Consider the following 19,121-nt stretch of genomic DNA (forward strand, 5'->3'; position numbering starts at 1 on the left):
AACACCCAAAAAGGCTTAAAGAAAAATTTCACTAAATGTAGTGAATAAGCTTTTTGGGTGCGAACCTATGGTAGTTTCATTATTTTTTGAACAATTCTCTTTCTAATTTAGCGTTGGCGAAGGATGCCAAATGAACAAACTTATTTTCCTTCCCGATTATTTAAAGATGAACGGATGAACTCTCTGAACAATGGATGTGGTTTTGTCGGTCTCGATTTAAACTCCGGATGAAATTGCGATGCGACGAACCATGGATGATCTTTTAACTCAATAATTTCAACTAAACGGCCGTCCGGACTAACTCCTGAAAAAACAAAACCTTTTTCTTCCATTATTTGACGGTATTGGTTATTAAACTCATAGCGATGACGATGACGTTCATAAATGAGTTCATCTTCATACGCATTAAATGCCTTCGTTCCTTCTACAATTTTACATGGGTAAAGGCCAAGGCGTAATGTTCCTCCCATATCTTCTACATCTTCTTGTTCCGGTAAAAGTGCTATAATCGGATGTTTTGTGTCCGGATTAATTTCAGAACTATGAGCACCGTTTAATCGAACGACATGACGAGCAAATTCAATGGAAGCTAATTGCATTCCTAAGCATATCCCAAGGAAAGGAACTTTGTTTTCACGAGCGTATTGAATTGCTGTAATCTTCCCTTCAATTCCGCGATCACCAAAACCGCCCGGTACCAAAATACCGTCTGCATCACCAAGTAATTCCGCCACGTTTTCTTCAGTCACATGTTCAGCATTAATCCAATGAATATCTATATCCGAGTCAAATACATAACCGGCATGCTTTAATGACTCTACAACCGATATATAGGCATCTTGTAATTCGACATATTTACCGACCAAGGCAATTTTGACCGTCTTGGACAAGTTTCGAACTTTATTTACCAATGCTTCCCATTCGGACATATTCGGTTCATGGCTGACGATTTTTAAATAATTGCAAACAATGGTATCCAAACCTTGGGACTGCATAGAAAGGGGAATTTCATATAAAGTATCCGCATCCCTTGATTCAATTACTGCTTGCGAATCGATGTCACAGAATAAAGCGATTTTATCTTTCATCTCTTGGGAAATTGGCATTTCTGTTCGTACAACGATGACATTTGGTTGAATCCCGAGACTGCGTAACTCTTTTACACTATGTTGTGTTGGTTTTGTTTTCATTTCACCGGCTGCTTTAATATATGGAACAAGCGTACAATGAATATACATAACATTAGATGAACCAAGATCGCTCTTTAACTGGCGAATGGCTTCCAAAAATGGTAATGATTCAATATCTCCGACGGTCCCGCCAATTTCTGTAATGACAACATCAGCATTTGTTTCTTTTCCGGCACGATAAACTTGGTCTTTGATTTCATTGGTAATATGCGGAATGACTTGAACAGTAGCCCCAAGATAATCCCCGCGACGTTCCTTTTTTATTACCCGTGAATAAATTTTTCCTGTCGTAACATTAGAATATTTATTTAAATTAATATCGATAAAACGTTCATAATGGCCTAAATCGAGGTCTGTTTCTGCACCATCATCGGTAACAAACACTTCACCATGTTGATACGGACTCATGGTTCCCGGGTCCACATTGATATATGGATCAAATTTTTGAATGGTTACTTTTAAACCGCGATTTTTTAGTAAGCGGCCGAGTGATGCTGCAACAATCCCTTTTCCTAAAGATGAAACAACCCCGCCTGTGACAAATACATATTTTGTCATAATGAAATCTCTCCTTACTATTTTTTCTAATCATAGTTTACAAAACCAGTGGTTACTTTATAAAAAAAAGAAAAAACAAAAAAGCCCCACTTACTGATGTAAGGGAGCTATTTGCTTTTTTAAAATGAACAAATATATTTTTATTGAGCCCAAATAGAATAATACATAGGAAAAGTTAAAATGTCAAGAATGTGCTCACGATTCTTCGTCTTCTTCAATATATTCGTCTTCATCTATATCTTCTTCATCGTCCAACTCTTCCTCAAATTCCTCATCGATGATTAGTTCCTCATCTTCTTCCTCAACAATATCTTCGTCATCTTCAAATACATCATCAACATCTTCAAGGTCATCTTCTTCTATAAATTCATCCTCATCTTCATCCTCATCGATGAATTCATCTAAATCTTCTTCGTATTCAACAAGATCCTCTTCCAATTCCTCAAAATCGTCTTCCACTTCATCAACTTTTGCCTTTTTCTTTTTCGAACGGACTGTCGGAACAAAATCATCTTCATATTGTTCAACCGGATACCATCCTTTATATCCCCAAATATTACCGCCGACATTTAAAAACCGACCGTCAATGTTCAAATCCGTATAAAATTGAGCAATATTTTCCTGGACTTCTTCCTTTGTTGCACCCAATAATTTAGCAACCTCATCTACTAAATCATTTAGGTGCATAGGTTGTTTTCTGTCATACAAAAGTTCATATGCAATTTCGATTAATGACATTTCCTGTAATTGTTCTTGGGTTAAATTTTCTAAACTCACTTGTGCACGTCCTTTCTCTCTTAACAAAAACAGAAAAGATTTCTTTATGGAATGATTGCTATAAAAACTGGATACCCACTCTTCATGCATATTATTCATTATAAACAAAAGTTATCTGTTTATGCTAGTCTGTGTCATTCGTCAAATAATGATATTTTATGGCGTGGAATTAGTCACCTTTTTTATATTCTTGCCAGGCAATATAGATAAAAAATATAGAGAGAATTAAAAATGGAATAGCACCCAGCTGCATATCATAGAAAAAAGATATTCCATATATAGAGAGAATAATTATAACGACGATTAGAAGATATTTCAAGTTCATTTCACTTCCCAATAACGACATCCTGGGGTAGAGATAATCTTATTTATAAAATCCCTATTTCCTTCTTTCCTACCAATTTTATTATAAAACAATTTATTGTCAATTTTTAGATGTCCGGCGAAAATATTTTTATTCGTATGGTAAAACATTAAAGTTAGTTTTAAAGTTCACTTCTTTAATTATACCCGGCTAAACTGACTCTGAAAAGCGTTGGCTTCACACCTGAAAAACTGAAAAATGAAAGCAGGGGATTCCGACTTTGCATCATATGAGTCGGTACTCCCCTTTTAATATCTTATTTTAGTTATCATTTTTTGCCGTATCCGGTTTATACATTCCTTCGATACTGACCGCCGACTTCGTACAGGGCATTAGTAATTTGCCCGAGGCTGGCGACTTTTACCGTTTCCATCAATTCTTCAAAAATATTACCCCCGGAAAGAGCCACCTGTTTTAGTTTCCGCAATGCATCTTCCACTTTATCTTGATTTCGTTCTTTAAATTTCATTAAGTTTTTAATTTGAGTTTCTTTTTCCTCTTTTGATGCCCGGGCTACTTGGATATTATCTATTTCTTCTTCTTTTGGCGGATTCGGATTTAAATATGTGTTCACGCCAATGATCGGCAGTTCCCCTGAATGCTTTTTCGTCTCATAGTATAGTGATTCATCTTGAATTTTTCCGCGTTGATATTGACTCTCCATCGCACCGAGAACACCACCGCGATCATTCAGTCGCTCAAATTCCTGTAATACTGCTTCTTCAACAAGATCTGTTAATTCCTCAATGATGAAGGAACCTTGCAACGGGTTTTCATTTTTAGCTAGCCCATATTCTTTTGTAATAATCATTTGAATGGCCATCGCCCGACGTACCGATTCTTCTGTCGGCGTTGTAATTGCTTCATCATAGGCGTTTGTATGGAGCGAATTGCAATTATCATAAATCGCCATTAATGCCTGTAAAGTGGTCCGAATATCATTAAAATCAATCTCTTGAGCATGAAGGGACCGACCGGATGTTTGAACATGATATTTCAATTTTTGACTCCGTTCATTGGCCCCATATTTTTCTTTCATGACAATCGCCCAAATTCTCCTTGCTACACGGCCGATAACACTATATTCCGGATCGAGCCCGTTTGAGAAAAAGAATGACAAGTTTGGAGCAAAGTCATCAATATGCATGCCACGGCTTAAATAATATTCTACATACGTAAAGCCGTTCGCCAAGGTGAAGGCCAATTGGGTGATCGGATTGGCACCGGCCTCGGCTATATGGTAACCGGAAATGGATACCGAGTAATAGTTTCGAATTTGATGATCGATAAAATATTGTTGAATATCCCCCATCATACGTAAGGCAAATTCAGTCGAAAAAATACATGTATTTTGTCCTTGGTCTTCTTTTAAAATATCCGCTTGTACCGTACCCCGAACGGTTGACAATGTGTAGGCTTTAACCTTTTCATATTCTTCTTCGGTTAATGGTCGGCCCAATTCTTTTTCCTTGAGCTCAACTTGCTGTTCAATGGCGGTATTCATGAACATAGCAAGAATAATCGGTGCCGGTCCATTAATGGTCATCGAAACGGATGTTAACGGATGGCATAAGTCAAATCCTTGATACAATTTTTTCATATCATCTAAGGTACAAATACTGACACCGCTCTCGCCAACCTTTCCATAAATGTCAGGTCGATAATCCGGATCCTCACCGTACAATGTAACGGAATCAAACGCCGTACTTAGTCGTTTGGCCGGGTCATCTTTTGACAAATAATGGAAGCGCCTGTTGGTTCGCTCCGGTGTCCCTTCTCCGGCAAATTGACGTTTCGGGTCTTCTTCTTTCCGCTTAAACGGGAACACTCCAGCCGTAAAAGGAAATGCACCCGGAACATTTTCTTTATATACCCAGCGTAAAATTTCCCCATAATCCTTGTATTTTGGTAAAGCGACTTTCGGAATCCATAAACCTGAAAGACTTTTTGTTCGTAATTCAGTCGTTATTTCTTTATCACGGACTTTAGTTACGAGCCGGTCTTTTGCGTATGTTTCTTTTGTTTGATCCCAGTCTTCCATAATTCTTTTCGAAGTATCATTCAGCTTGTCGGCCATCTTGTTTTTCCAAGCTTCTAATAAATCAATGAGCGCCCCTTCTGTTTCATTTCCTTTAGTTAGCTCGATGGTACCTTCGATTTGGAAAAGTTTTCGGGCATATTCAACTTGTTCTTCAACCCTTTTATGATAATTTCTGACAGTATCAGCAATCTCCCGTAAATAATACCGTCTACTGTTTGGGATGATAATATCATGTTTTTCAACAACCTCTTTTTTAGAATAGGAGGTTGACCAGCCCAAGTGCAGCACCTCATTAAATTTCTCAATGATAGCTGCAAATAATGCGTTTGTTCCCGGATCGTTGAATTGACTGGCGATGGTCCCATAAACAGGCATTTTTTCGGGCGATACATGGAAAAGTTCATGACTGCGTTGATACTGTTTTTGTACTTGCCTTCTTGCATCCTCTGATCCTGTTTTTTCAAATTTGTTAATGGCGATAAGATCAGCATAGTCAATCATATCGATCTTTTCTAATTGGGACGGTGCTCCGAACTCACTGGTCATAACATAGAGGGCGACATCGCTAATTGCGCGAATTTCGGCATCACCTTGGCCGATCCCGCTCGTTTCAACAATGATAAAATCAAATCCGGATGCTTTTGTAATTGCTAAAGCATCTCGAATGGCGAGTGACAATTCACTTTTGGAGTTACGGGTAGCCAAAGAACGCATAAATACACGCGGTGAAAAAATGGCGTTCATTCGAATGCGGTCACCAAGAAGCGCACCGCCGGTTTTTTGTTTCGTTGGATCAACCGACAAAATGGCCAATTTTTTTTCGGGAAATTCACTTAAAAAACGAAGGACCAATTCATCTATTAGGGAACTCTTTCCGGCCCCGCCTGTACCGGTAATACCAAGAACCGGTACCGCTTTTTCCGCTTCCTTGACCTTTTCTAAAATCGTTTCAAGTCCTGGAGCCAATTCACCAACATTTGTTGCGATCCGTTTGTCTGATAAATATTCCGCCAATGTAATCATTTTGGCAATTGCGTATTGGTTTTGGTTTTGTAAATTCACAACTTGGTTGGCTACTTCCTCATTGATTGTTGGAAAATCGCATTGTTCGAGCATGAGGTTAATCATTCCCTGCAACCCGAGCACACGTCCATCTTCCGGTGAAAAAATGTGAGCGATTCCATATTCATGTAATTCTTTTATTTCTTTTGGCAGAATTACACCGCCACCACCGCCAAAAATCCGGATTTGTCCGGCACCCTTTTCATGAAGGAGATCATACATATATTTAAAAAATTCCATGTGTCCACCCTGATAAGAAGTAACCGCAATTCCTTGAACATCTTCTTGGATGGCGGCGTTAACAATTTCCTCAACAGAGCGGTTATGTCCCAGATGGATGACCTCGGCTCCACTCGCTTGAAGAATCCGCCGCATAATATTAATGGTCGCATCATGACCATCAAACAGACTGGATGCTGTCACAAAGCGAATCGGATGTTTTGCTTGGTAAACCTTTGTCTCCATGCTTTCTCCCCCTATCCCCTTATATGAAAAAATGTTCTTAATTAAAACCCGTAACTCGTAGTAACGAATACTTTTTGAACTACGTGTCAAAAATTGTTTTCTGGTCAGATTTATACCCGCAACACGAAAAATGCTTTTTGCCTTGCGTTTAAGCTGGCTTAAATGGATGATCTCTCTTTTTCCCGGAGAAAGTTTGCACCCCTTGGATAAACAGTTCAACCTGCATATTGGTATATTCATCTAGTGTGTATATTTTTTGTAATGCCCACCGGCGGAAGCTCCACATTTGCCCATGAACAAAAATATTATGAGCCAACAATTTTATTTCTTTATCCTTTAAAAGCAGCCCGTAGTTTTCACTAAACAATTGAATCAACTGTTCAAACATAGCCACCATTTGCATTTCCTTTTTCAAAACATATGGCAACGATTCTTTTGTCAATGATTTCGCCTCTTGATATAACACCAAAACCTCATCCTGCATTTCATCAATCACCAGGAAATATGAAGTAATTCCTTCCCGAATCGTTTCAATGGTGACTTTTTTCAAATCAAGTGCGTCCTGAATTTTCGACTGAACTTCATCATATATTTGATCACAAACTAAATATAAAATATCTTCCTTGGAACGAATGTATTCATAAAGGGTTCCAATACTGAAACCGGCTTTGCGGGCAATCTCCCTTGTCGTCGTACGATGAAATCCCTTCTCCTTAAAAAGAGAGATGGCCCCTTTAACCATTTGCTCCCGGCGAATATTAATCAATCGCTCATCTTTTACGGAAGCGTAGACTTTTTGTTTTTCTGCCAAAGGACCACCTGCTTTCCGTTAAGACTTTCTTAATTAGAGCATCCGGGAAATGACTAAACGCTGAATTTCTTGGGTACCTTCATAAATTTGAGTTATTTTTGCATCACGCATAAATCTTTCCACCGGATATTCTTTTGTATATCCATAACCGCCGAAAACTTGAACAGCTTCGGTCGTTACCTTCATGGCTGTATCTCCGGCAAATAATTTAGCCATGGCAGACGCTTTTCCATAAGGCAGTCCGGCCGATTCCAACCAAGCTGCTTGATATGTTAATAGTCTTGCCGCTTCAATATTTGTTGCCATATCTGCTAATTTAAACGATATCCCTTGATTGGCGATAATCGGTTTCCCAAATTGGACCCGTTCTTTTGCATAACTAACGGCAGCATCTAATGCACCTTGGGCAATACCGACTGCTTGAGCCGCAATCCCGTTTCTTCCTCCATCTAATGTCATCATTGCAATTTTAAAGCCTTGACCTTCTTCACCTAAAACATTTTCTTGCGGCACGATACAATCTTCAAAAATGATTTCCGTTGTCGGGGATGAACGAATACCCATTTTCTTTTCTTTTTTCCCTACTTTAAATCCGGAAAAGTTGCTTTCTACAATAAATGCAGTCGTCCCTTTATGTTTTGACTCAGGGTCCGTGGTGGCAAAAACGACATAAATTTCAGCAACTCCGCCATTGGTAATAAATATTTTCGAACCGTTTAAAACGTAATGATCCCCTTCTTTTCTTGCCATTGTTTTCATCCCGCCTGCATCTGACCCCGAGCCGGATTCCGTCAGACAGTAAGCTCCGATTTTCTTCCCTTGCGCCATCGGTTTTAAATATTTTTGTTTCTGTTCTTCTGTTCCAAATTTAAAAATCGGCCAACCGGCAAGCGATGTATGTGCAGATAATGTAACGCCCGTCGAAGCACAAACCCGGGATAATTCCTCTACCGCAATGGCATAGGCTAAAAAGTCGCTGCCAATACCGCCGTATTCTTCCGGCCATGGAATTCCGGTTAAACCAAGCTCGGCCATTTGATCAAATATTTCCCGATCAAATCGTTCCTCTTCATCCCGTTCACTGGCGGTAGGTGCTACTTCATTGATGGCAAAATCACGGACCATTTTTCGAATCATTTCATGTTCTTCAGATAATGTAAATTGCATAGATATCCCCCTTTTTTTTAAAAACTGATACGATTATGAATGGAAAATTATAAATATTTTGTAATCACGACTTTTTGAATTTCATTTGTTCCTTCGTATATTTGGGTTATTTTTGCATCACGAAAATAGCGCTCCACATCATACTCTTTTATATACCCATAGCCGCCAAAAATTTGGATCGCTTCGGTCGTTACCTCCATTGCCGTATTGGAAGCAAACATTTTCGCCATGGAAGCTTCTTTTGAACAGTTTATTCCTGTCCCTTTCAAGTAGGCAGCTCGATAAACGAGTAATTTCGCCGCTTCAATCTGTGTCGCCATCTCAGCTAATTTAAAACTAATGCCTTGGTTTTCAATAATCGGAACCCCGAATTGCCTCCGCTCTTTTGCATAAGCGTTGGCTTGTAAAAATGCCCCTTCTGCAATACCTAAAGCTTGGGCGGCAATTCCAATTCGTCCCGCATCAAGGTTGGCCATGGCAATTTTATAGCCTTCTCCTTCTTTGCCGAGCCGTTGACTTTCATGGACACGAAGATGATCAAACATAATTTGGACTGTTTTGGAACCATGCAAGCCCATCTTTTGCTCATTTTTACCGATGATAAAACCCGGTGTATTTTTTTCGACAATAAATGCGGTAATTCCTTTAGAACCGAGGGCGGGATTTGTTTTTACGAAGACAATATATACATCCGCTTCCCCGCCGTTTGTTATAAATATCTTACTGCCGTTAATGACATAATGATCGCCATCTTTAACCGCCCTTGTTGAAAGACTGCCTACATCCGAGCCGGCATTCGGTTCAGTTAAGCAAAAGGCACCTAGGTACTTTCCGCTTGCCAATTTTGGGATATATTGCTGCTTTTGCTCTTCTGTCCCAAAGTTCAAAATCGGATAGGTACCGACCGAGGTATGCACGGATAAAATAACTGCAAGTGTCGGACTCACTTTCGCTATTTCATGAATTGCCATCATATAGGCGGTGAAATCCATTCCGGTACCGCCATATTCGATTGGAATCGGGATTCCCATTAAACCGAGTTCCCCCATTTTTTTTATGAGATGTCGGGGAAACTGTCCCGCTTCCATGTTTGAAACAAAGGGCGCAATCTCTTTTTCAGCAAAATCTCGAACCATTTTCTGGAGCAACAATTGTTCTTCGGTAAATTGCAGATGCATATATGTTTGCCCCTTTCTGTGTTGTCTTTGAAAAGTAGAAAATATTTGTTTCGTTTACTTATATACGTAAAACCCGCGGCCGGTTTTTCTGCCTAACCAACCGGCACTTACATATTTCCGTAATAATGGACATGGCCGGTACTTATCATCACCTAAACCTTCAAACAATGTCTCCATTATAAACAGACATGTATCCAGCCCGATCATATCCGCCAATGTTAGCGGACCCATCGGATGGTTCATACCGAGTTTCATGACACTGTCAATGGCTTCTTTTGAGGCAACACCCTCATATAATGCATAAATGGCTTCATTGATCATCGGAATTAAAATGCGGTTTGAGACAAAACCGGGAAAATCATTTACCTCAACCGGTTCTTTATTCAAATTTCTTGCAATCGTATAAATTATTTTATATGTTTCATCACTCGTTGCCAGCCCGCGGATAACTTCAACCAGTTTCATAACTGGCACCGGATTCATAAAATGCATACCGATTACCTTTTCCGGCCGACTTGTTACCGATGCGATTTCTGTTATCGGCAAGGATGATGTATTTGTAGCTAAAATCGTTTCTTTTGGAGTGATTTCATCCAGCTGTCGGAAAATACTTTTTTTCGTCTCCATATTTTCTATGACGGCTTCAATGACGACATCGCATGTTGAGCCGTCCTCAAGATTGGTTGATGAACTCATCCGGTTAATGATAGCTGTCTTTTCCTCTTCGGTCATTTTTCCTTTCGCTACCTGTTTTGTAAGTCGCCCGTATATACCAGCCATCCCTTTGTCCACTGCCTCTTGATTGATGTCATGTAATATGACTTCATAGCCTGCTTGTGCACAAACTTGGGCAATCCCTGAACCCATTTGGCCACTACCTACAACCATAATTTTTTGTACATCCATCTGTTCTACCTCCCGTTGAAAAATTTTTCTATATTAAGTCCCATTTGGTATTTAAATCCACCGGCAATATCGCTCATTGTTACCGGTTGGCTTTCAAAATATGAAATTTCGATTTCGATAATGAATGGTCATATGCCACTAGTATTTGATAAAACCCAACTGTCAGCATGTTTTAGAAATGACTCGTGCCTCGATGTTCGTTTTTAAAATAGCACCCTTCCACTTATTGTTTCGGGACTTCAATTAAAATAGCATCCCCTTGACCGCCGCCGGAACAAATAGCTGCTATTCCAAGGCCACCGCCTCTTCTTCTCAATTCATAGGCTAATGTTAAAATAATTCTCGCCCCGCTTGCTCCGATTGGATGTCCTAAAGCAACGGCACCGCCATTTACATTCACCTTTTCCAAATCCAATCCGGCAATTTGTGCGGACGCAAGTGTAACCGCTGAAAATGCCTCATTAATTTCAAACAGATCAATGTCTTTCGCAGTTTTACCGACTTTTTCCAACAATAGATTAATAACCAGTCCTGGAGTCTTCGGGAAATCTTTTGCCTCTACCGCTACCGTCGCATTGGCAAGAATTTTTGCCAGCGGTTTTTTCCCTTGTTTTTCCGCTTTTTCTTCACTCATTAAAACTAATGCACAAGCACCATCGTTAACCCCCGGTGCATTTCCTGCGGTGATGGTTCCATTTTTATCAAAGGCAGGTTTGAGATTGGCTAATTTTTCTAATGACGTATCTTTCCTTGGTGCTTCATCTGTTGATACAACAATCGGCTGCCCCTTCCTCTGCACAATTTCAACCGGAACAATTTCTTCTTGAAGCGTTCCGGACTCGATTGCGGCACATGCCCGCTCATGACTGCGTAATGCCCATTGATCCTGTGCTTCCCGGGTCAGTCCCAATTCCTCGGCAGTACTGTTTCCGTATGTTCCCATATGAACACCGGTAAAACTGCAGGTGAGACCGTCATAAATCATTAAGTCGATAAGCTGTCCATGGCCCATCCGGTAACCGGTTCTTGCCTTTGGTAAAATATACGGGGCATTGGACATCGATTCCATTCCACCGGCAACAATTGTCTCTTTTTCGCCGGCACGAATAAGCAAATCAGCCAAAGCAACACTTCTCATCCCTGAAGCACAAACTTTATTAATCGTCTCTGTACTTGTTTGCCACGGGATATTGGCGTTCCGTGCTGCCTGCCTTGATGGTAATTGACCTTGACCGCCTTGTAAAACCGTACCAAGTAAAACATGTTCCACTTCTTCCGGTTGAACGTTTGCTCTTTCTAGCGCCCCTTTAATGGCTACTCCGCCCAATTCCGTTGCGGATAAACCGCTTAAACTGCCGTTTAATTTCCCAAACGGTGTTCTTGCCCCTTCTAAAATAACCGTTTTTCCCATAAAAATCCCCCTTATAAAATATAAGTATCTTAAAAACTATGTATATAGTTTTTTTAATACGTTAAGAAAGTATAAATTTCCAGCAAAGAAGCGAATTCGACGTAGTTGGAAATTTTAAGAATTAAGTATAAGTGCTCTTGCGGCTTTGCCATCGCCTAAAGGCTCGGACGCCCGAGTTTTCTTTAAAATTGAACAAATTTCCTTTCTACCCAGCTTCTTGTACTTCTAAAACAATTCCAAAGCCCGTTCACCCCTATTGTTAACGGTTACAAAATTATGCAGATGATAGAAAAGCTCTTGAAACACATTGACTGAACGCTCGCTCGATGATGTATCTAAAGGTAGAGGGGAAATCTAATCCATCCCCCTCCACTATCTATTAATATAATAAATTTATTTTTTGCTCATGACAAATTTACGAAACTAATTCTTTTCTTTCACCGCAAACGGCTTTTTCCAATATTTCAGCCACATCGTATGTTTTTACGGTTTCTTCTACTTCTTTTGCCTTCGTTCCGTCTGATAACATTGTTAAGCAATACGGGCAGCCGGAACTGATAATATTCGGATTTACTTTTAACGCTTGTTCGGTTCTGGCAACATTAATCCGATGACCGGTATCTTCTTCCGTCCACATGAGACCACCGCCTGCACCACAGCACATGCCTGTTTCACGGTTTCTTTCCATTTCCACCAATTTCACCCCTTTGATGGCTTTCAAAATTTCCCGCGGCGGATCATACACTTCATTGTAACGACCGAGATAACATGAGTCATGGAAGGTAATCGTTTCATTAACTTCATAAATTGGTTTTAATTTTCCTTTTTTCACGAGATCAAACAAAATTTCGGTATGGTGGTAAACTTCAGCTTTTAAACCAAAGTCCGGATACTCATTTTTAAAAATATTGTATGCGTGCGGGTCAATCGTGATAATTTTCTTTACATCATTTTTCTCAAATTCCTCAATATTTTTTGTTGCCAGTTCTTGGAAGAGAAATTCGTTACCGAGACGACGAGCCGTATCCCCGGAATTTCTTTCTTTATTTCCTAAAATCGCAAATTTCACGCCTGCTTCATTTAGCAATCTGGCAAAGGATAGGGCAATTTTTTGGCTTCGGTTATCATAGGACCCCATGGAACCAACCCAGAATAAGTATTCGAATTCTTCCCCTTTTTTCTTCAGTTCTTTTACCGTTGGGATTTCCACATCATCACGAAGGTCACGCCAATTTTCCCGATCTTTCTTGTTCAAGCCCCACGGATTGCCTTGTTTTTCAATATTTTGAATGGCACGCTGGGCATCAGGTTTCATTTTTCCTTCCGTTAAAACAAGATAACGACGAAGGTCAATAATTTTATCCACATGTTCATTCATAACCGGACATTGATCTTCACAGTTCCGACAAGTTGTACAAGCCCAAATTTCTTCTTCGGTAATAATATCACCGATTAAATTTTTATCATAAATTGATGTTGCTGCCGATTCTTGTGCCCCGAGGCCTCTTGCTTGCAGGGCCAATTGATTGCCTACTGAATTCGAAAATAGGAATCCGGGTACCCAAGGTGTTTTTGATGTGACGGCCGCTCCATAATTGGTCAAATGGTCACGCATCTTTACAATTAAGTCCATCGGCGACAACATTTTCCCCGTACCAGTTGCCGGACACATATTGGTACAGCGCCCGCACTCAACGCATGCATATAGATCCACCAATTGGTATTGGGTGAAATCCGTTATTTTCCCGGCACCAAAGGATTCTTGTGTTTCATCTTCAAAATCAATCGGCCGGAGTTTACCGGGATTATCTAACCGATTTAAGAACACGTTAGCCGGACCTGCAATTAAGTGCGCATGCTTGGATTGCGGTACATAAACTAAGAATGTTAGTAAAACGAGTAAGTGAATCCACCAAGCTATGTAAAATACAACAATACTTGCTGTTTTACCAATCCAAGAAAATCCAGTAGCAATTAATGAAGCTATCGGTTCTGTCCAAGTAGGTTCATGGCCGTGCCAAATTTGCGCCATTCCGTTTCCGACTAAAACGGATATCATCAAACTTCCAATAAATATAAGAACGAGTCCGTTTTTTAGACCGCGTTTCAAACGAACCAGTTTCTCAATATACCGCCGATAAAATGCCCAAACAACCGCAACTAAAATAATGAATGTAACAATTTCTTGGAAGAAGGTGAATCCCGGATACAATGGTCCAAAAGGCAAGTGGACGCCGGGAATTAACCCCTTCGCAATGAAATCGATGGCACCAAATTGGACAAGAATGAATCCATAGAAAAACATGACATGAATGGCACCACTTTTTTTATCTTTCAGCAATTTCTTTTGACCAAATACATAAACCCATATTTTCTGAAAGCGTTCTCTACATTTACGGTCAAATTCTTCTTTTTTCCCTAATTTAATATAGGAGAGTCTTGTTTTTATGAGATAGATAAATAAATATACCCCGTAAGCGATTACAGCAATTGTAGCAATCCAGTTAACCGCTAGCAATGATTGGCTCATTATGTTTCCCCCTTTTTCGTAATCCCAATCCCCATGATGATTTTTTTAAACAACAGTCCTTATTCACTTACTTCTATTATATAATGAATGAGCATTCAGTCAATAATTTTGTTTGTTTTTTTAAAAAATTATTTATACGAGCTGCTATGTAATTGACTTGTTAAGGACCAAAAAAGGTCTTTTGAGAATTTTACGCAAAAAATAGTATGATTTTTATTTATAATACCACAATTCTTTTAGTTTTGGCATTTGTTTTTTAGGAAAACTTCTTCGGGCTCACCCTTGATTGTATAACCTAATGCGGTTTGGGGAAACTATCCTTTTAGTTCAAAAGTTCAATTTAAATTGTTCGTTACGGGAGGGTGCCCCCCTTGCATATAATCTTTCTGTTTTTTATCATTCCTTTCCTAGTGATTGTTTTGCTTTTTGTTGACTTTTATTTTGGAAGGAAGCAACACTTACAGAATATGCATATATACCAATTTCCAATACGCCACAGTAATATTGATATTTTTATCAATGGGACAGAGCTTTTTAGACAAATGGTTCAAGATATGAAAACAGCCCGTCATCATATTCATGTACTGTTTTATATTTTTCGTGATGACCCGTTTGGCAGCCTTGTTCTCGAATTAATGGAAAAAAAGGTTAATGAGGGGATTGAGGTCAGGCTTTTAATTGATTGGCTCGGAAGTTTACAATTTCCCCGTAGACGGATGAAGGAATTACGAAAGAAGGGAATTGAAATCGCCTTTTGTCATGTGCCGAGGTTCCCATTTTTTCTATATACATCCCAAAGCCGCAATCATCGAAAAATTATTGTCATTGACGGGAAAATTGGTTTTCTTGGCGGTTTTAATATTGGTAAGGAATATGTGAACCGAGATGAAGTGTTAAATCCTTGGCGAGACTGCCATGTTCGTTTTACCGGAGAAGGTGTTCAAGATCTACAAACACAGTTTTTAACTGATTGGAAAAAGGCAACGAATGTTAAAATGAAAAAATCGAACTATTTCCCTGTCTTACCAAAGGGGGATATCAAACATCGCTTTTATTCTTTTGAGGGCAAGGATCTTGAGGAAAAAATTTGCGAATCGTTACGATCAGCAAAACGAAAAATTGTTATCGGAACACCGTATTTTATACCGGGGAAAAAAGCCTTTTCCGAATTAAAACAATCTCTTAAAAGATGTGTAGACATTACCTTGATTGTTCCGGAAATTAGTGATCATCCGTTTATCAAGGAAGCATCTTATCGGTATTTACGGCAACTTTTAAAACTTGGATGTAAAGTTTATCAGTACCGAAGCGGATTTTATCACGCCAAAGTTTTTATTATTGATGATGATATTTGTTCAATCGGGACAGCAAATTTTGATAAAAGAAGTTTTTATTATAATTATGAAATGAACAGCGTTTTTTACAATCGAGAATTGGTTTTGCGCATGTTGGAAATTGCTGAAATTGATTTATCGAAATCAACCCCGCTTCATTTTCGAAAACTCGAAAGGCAAAAATTTCATGTTGTGTTAAAAGAATGGATTGCCTTTGTTCTTTCACCTTTGTTGTAAACAGCCCTTATTACTTGAAGCGGAATCCATAAAATACATCTGTAATTTTTGCTGAAAATAGTAACTCTATTTGGTATAATTATTAAAAACTGCTGGGAGATGGTGTCGTGGAAGAACTCTTGAATCAAATTTTACACGAGGTAAAAGAAATTAAGCAGGGACAAGTCCGACTCGAAACAAGGATGGACAAGCTTGAGCAAAACCAAGAACAGTTAGTTTTAAGAATGGACAAACTTGAATCCCGGATGGACAAGCTTGAATCCCGAATGGACAAGCTTGAATCCCGAATGGACAAGCTTGAATCCCGAATGGACAAGCTTGAATCCCGAATGGACAAGCTTGAATCCCGAATGGATAAGCTTGAACATAATCAGGAACAGTTGGCAATGAATATGAATAAGCTGGGAACCCGGATGGGCAATCTCGAAAAAAATCAAAGTGAACTTGAAGTTAAAATTAACAATCTCGGTACAGAACTTCGGAGTAACTTTAGTTATACGAACAGCAAACTGGATGAACATCGACAAGTGTTTAATATTGTCTCCGAAAAGTTTAAAAAAGTAGAGATGGACATTGACGCAATCATGAGTAGATAATCAAATAATCCAATGTTATTTCTATTCAAAGGGCTCGCCCTTGTTTTTTTTTGAAAAAAAGAAGTGAAACCACATCCGGTCCCACTCCTTCAAGTTTTTTGGTATAGTCATTTTTGCTCCATCACATTTTCTCCGGTGCATGAACACCAATTAAAGTTAGAGCGTTTTTCAACGTTAACTGAACGGCCTTTACTAGGGCTAACCGAGCTTTCGTCTGTTCCAAGTTATCCTGATCAAGTACCTTTACTGCATTGTAAAAACTATGGAAGGTCGACGCCAAGTCATGAATATAATTCGTAACTCGATGTGGTGCCCGCTTTTCCGCAGCCTCAATAATGACTTGCGGGAACTCTCCTAATTTTTTTAGTACATCATATTCCTTTTCTTCAGTAATCAGTGATAAGTCTATGTTATCCGCACTGAACGAGATTCCCATTTCTTCACTTTGACGTAAAATACTGCAAATCCGAGCATGCGCATATTGAACATAATAAACCGGATTTTCATTCGATTGGGATACGGCTAAGTCCAAATCAAAATCAAGATGCGTATCCGAGCTTCTCATGGCAAAAAAGTAACGGGTTGCGTCCAAGCCGACTTCTTCCACAAGCTCCCGCATCGTGACTGCTTTTCCGGTTCTTTTACTCATTTTCATTTTTTCGCCGTTTTTATATAATTGCACCATTTGAATAATTTCTACTTCCAATGCATTACGGTCGAATCCAAGTGCTTCCATGGCTGCTTTCATCCGCGGAATATAGCCATGATGGTCGGCTCCCCAAATATTAATCACTTTAGAAAAGCCTCGTTCAAATTTATCTTTATGGTAAGCAAGGTCAGGGGTAAAATAGGTATAACTTCCGTCCGATTTCCTTAATACACGGTCTTTATCATCGCCCAGTGCCTCGGTTTTCAGCCAAATGGCACCATCCTTTTCGTAAATCTGCCCTTTTTCTTGCAAAGCCTTTAAAGCCTCGTCAATTTTTCCGTTTTTATACAAAGAAGTTTCACTGTACCAAACATCGAATTTCACACGGAAATCTTCCAAGTCCTTTTTCAACTTCTCCATTTCTTTATTCAAAGCATAGGTCCTGAAAAATTCATAACGTTCTTCTTCAGGGGCATGGACAAATTTGTCACCATATTCGTTGGCAAGACTTTTCCCGATTTCAATGATATCTTGACCGTGGTATCCGTCAGCCGGCATTTCCTTTTCTAATCCGAGTGCCTGGAAATAGCGGGCTTCAACGGACAATGCCAAGTTATGGATTTGATTCCCTGCATCATTAATGTAATATTCTCGAGTCACATCGTATCCTGCAGCAGCTAAAATATTGCATAACGAATCACCGACAGCCGCTCCCCGCGCATGCCCGAGATGGAGGTCACCGGTCGGATTAGCCGAAACAAATTCTACTTGAATTTTCTCACCTTTACCAAAATCGGACTTCCCATAATTTTCCCCTTCATGAATAATGGTCGGGATCAATTGCGTTAAATAATGATTGTCCATAAAAAAGTTAATAAATCCGGGACCGGCAATATCAATTTTTTGAACCGATACATTTTCCTTATTCACATGATGGATGATTTCCTCTGCAATCTGCCGCGGAGCTTTTTTGGCAATCCGTGCTAACTGCATGGCAATATTTGTTGAATAATCACCATGTGCCTTTTCCTTTGGTTTTTCAAGAATGATAGCAGGTAATTGGTTTTCTTCGGCTAATCCCGCCCGGAGAACAGCATGTTTGATTTCTTCCTTCAGATTTTGTTGAACCTGCGATACGATGCTCATAATCCTTTTTCCTCCTTAAATGTAAATTGAAGTTGATATGTACCCACTTCAATTTGTTCAATAAAAAAATGATAATTTATGTTCATCTTTCCTTGTTTCATTTGTTCATCCCAATCATATTCAAGGTCTTTTGTACTTGTTTCAACTTTAAACGTACCGATATGTGTTTTATATGAACCTTTCATGACTTCATTTTCTTTAAAAAAGAGTCTCATGTTCAAAGTCCCTGTTCGTAATATTTGTATCTCAGGGACTTTGCCATCGATATATTTGACAATCGTATGCGTTTTTCCATTTTCCCAAACTTCATCATAAATGTAATAAGAGGTCGCATTTCTTTTATAATAATGACCAAATACAATAAATTCAAAATCCTCATGATGACCATCTCGATTGATATGTATATCCAATGTAATTTTCACTGGTGTTCCAGATGTTTTCACATTTCCACATCCTTAATCGGAGCCGACATACCGGTAATCTGTCCTCATCCGTTACTACTTCACAATAATATTTTATCTGTTTTACTGCATGAATTCAATCTCAACAATAATAATGACAGAGGCTTTATCCGGTATGTATGCAACCCTATTCGTTTGGCTCTGCAAATTTTCCCATTCTATTATGATCGGTTTTTGAAAAATCAGGTTTAAAGTATAAAAGGAATTTCCATAATAATAACAGGGTATTGTGCAAGAT

The 19,121-nt window shown here is 39.2% G+C and carries 13 protein-coding genes; 2 read left to right on the forward strand and 11 right to left on the reverse strand.

Annotated elements, in window-relative coordinates:
- Positions 1-140: 140 nt before the first annotated feature.
- The 9 genes from NSQ14_RS17950 to NSQ14_RS17990 form a co-directional block, all read right to left on the reverse strand.
- Positions 141-1,748 carry a CTP synthase gene (locus NSQ14_RS17950; protein WP_034773256.1) on the reverse strand — a complete coding sequence of 536 codons (1,608 nt, stop codon included), beginning with the start codon at positions 1,746-1,748 and terminating at the stop codon, positions 141-143.
- A gap of 195 nt (positions 1,749-1,943) precedes the next feature.
- Positions 1,944-2,525, reverse strand: a complete 582-nt coding sequence (gene rpoE / locus NSQ14_RS17955; protein WP_034773260.1) for a DNA-directed RNA polymerase subunit delta — start codon at positions 2,523-2,525, stop codon at positions 1,944-1,946.
- A 653-nt stretch (positions 2,526-3,178) separates the two neighbouring features.
- On the reverse strand, positions 3,179-6,457 hold the full coding sequence (gene icmF / locus NSQ14_RS17960) for a fused isobutyryl-CoA mutase/GTPase IcmF (RefSeq protein WP_328187813.1): 3,279 nt from the start codon (positions 6,455-6,457) through the stop codon (positions 3,179-3,181).
- A gap of 148 nt (positions 6,458-6,605) precedes the next feature.
- Positions 6,606-7,268, reverse strand: a complete 663-nt coding sequence (locus tag NSQ14_RS17965) for a TetR/AcrR family transcriptional regulator (RefSeq protein ID WP_041848000.1) — start codon at positions 7,266-7,268, stop codon at positions 6,606-6,608.
- A 33-nt stretch (positions 7,269-7,301) separates the two neighbouring features.
- Positions 7,302-8,435 carry an acyl-CoA dehydrogenase gene (locus tag NSQ14_RS17970; RefSeq protein WP_041844998.1) on the reverse strand — a complete coding sequence of 378 codons (1,134 nt, stop codon included), beginning with the start codon at positions 8,433-8,435 and terminating at the stop codon, positions 7,302-7,304.
- A 47-nt stretch (positions 8,436-8,482) separates the two neighbouring features.
- Complete coding sequence (locus tag NSQ14_RS17975; RefSeq protein WP_041847999.1) at positions 8,483-9,613, reverse strand: acyl-CoA dehydrogenase; 1,131 nt, start codon at positions 9,611-9,613, stop codon at positions 8,483-8,485.
- A 54-nt stretch (positions 9,614-9,667) separates the two neighbouring features.
- Positions 9,668-10,519, reverse strand: a complete 852-nt coding sequence (locus NSQ14_RS17980; RefSeq protein ID WP_041847998.1) for a 3-hydroxybutyryl-CoA dehydrogenase — start codon at positions 10,517-10,519, stop codon at positions 9,668-9,670.
- A gap of 223 nt (positions 10,520-10,742) precedes the next feature.
- On the reverse strand, positions 10,743-11,930 hold the full coding sequence (locus tag NSQ14_RS17985; protein ID WP_095141863.1) for an acetyl-CoA C-acetyltransferase: 1,188 nt from the start codon (positions 11,928-11,930) through the stop codon (positions 10,743-10,745).
- Positions 11,931-12,345: 415 nt separating this feature from the next.
- Positions 12,346-14,460, reverse strand: coding sequence for a (Fe-S)-binding protein (locus NSQ14_RS17990; RefSeq protein ID WP_326973399.1), 2,115 nt, complete (start codon positions 14,458-14,460; stop codon positions 12,346-12,348).
- Positions 14,461-14,831: 371 nt separating this feature from the next.
- Here NSQ14_RS17990 and cls point away from each other — a divergent pair, with 371 nt between their 5' ends.
- Positions 14,832-16,031, forward strand: a complete 1,200-nt coding sequence (gene cls, locus NSQ14_RS17995; protein ID WP_326973400.1) for a cardiolipin synthase — start codon at positions 14,832-14,834, stop codon at positions 16,029-16,031.
- Positions 16,032-16,138: 107 nt separating this feature from the next.
- Positions 16,139-16,627, forward strand: a complete 489-nt coding sequence (locus tag NSQ14_RS18000; RefSeq protein WP_326973401.1) for a hypothetical protein — start codon at positions 16,139-16,141, stop codon at positions 16,625-16,627.
- A 121-nt stretch (positions 16,628-16,748) separates the two neighbouring features.
- Here NSQ14_RS18000 and argS read toward each other — a convergent pair whose 3' ends face one another.
- Positions 16,749-18,422, reverse strand: a complete 1,674-nt coding sequence (argS, locus tag NSQ14_RS18005; protein ID WP_034773279.1) for an arginine--tRNA ligase — start codon at positions 18,420-18,422, stop codon at positions 16,749-16,751.
- Positions 18,419-18,865: a DUF1934 domain-containing protein gene (locus NSQ14_RS18010; RefSeq protein ID WP_041844686.1), complete on the reverse strand. Its 447-nt coding sequence runs from the start codon at positions 18,863-18,865 to the stop codon at positions 18,419-18,421. Before NSQ14_RS18010 ends, argS begins: the two co-directional genes overlap by 4 nt.
- Positions 18,866-19,121: the final 256 nt, after the last annotated feature.

The organism is Caldifermentibacillus hisashii (assembly GCF_039654145.1).
Classification (GTDB): domain Bacteria; phylum Bacillota; class Bacilli; order Bacillales; family Caldibacillaceae; genus Caldifermentibacillus; species Caldifermentibacillus hisashii.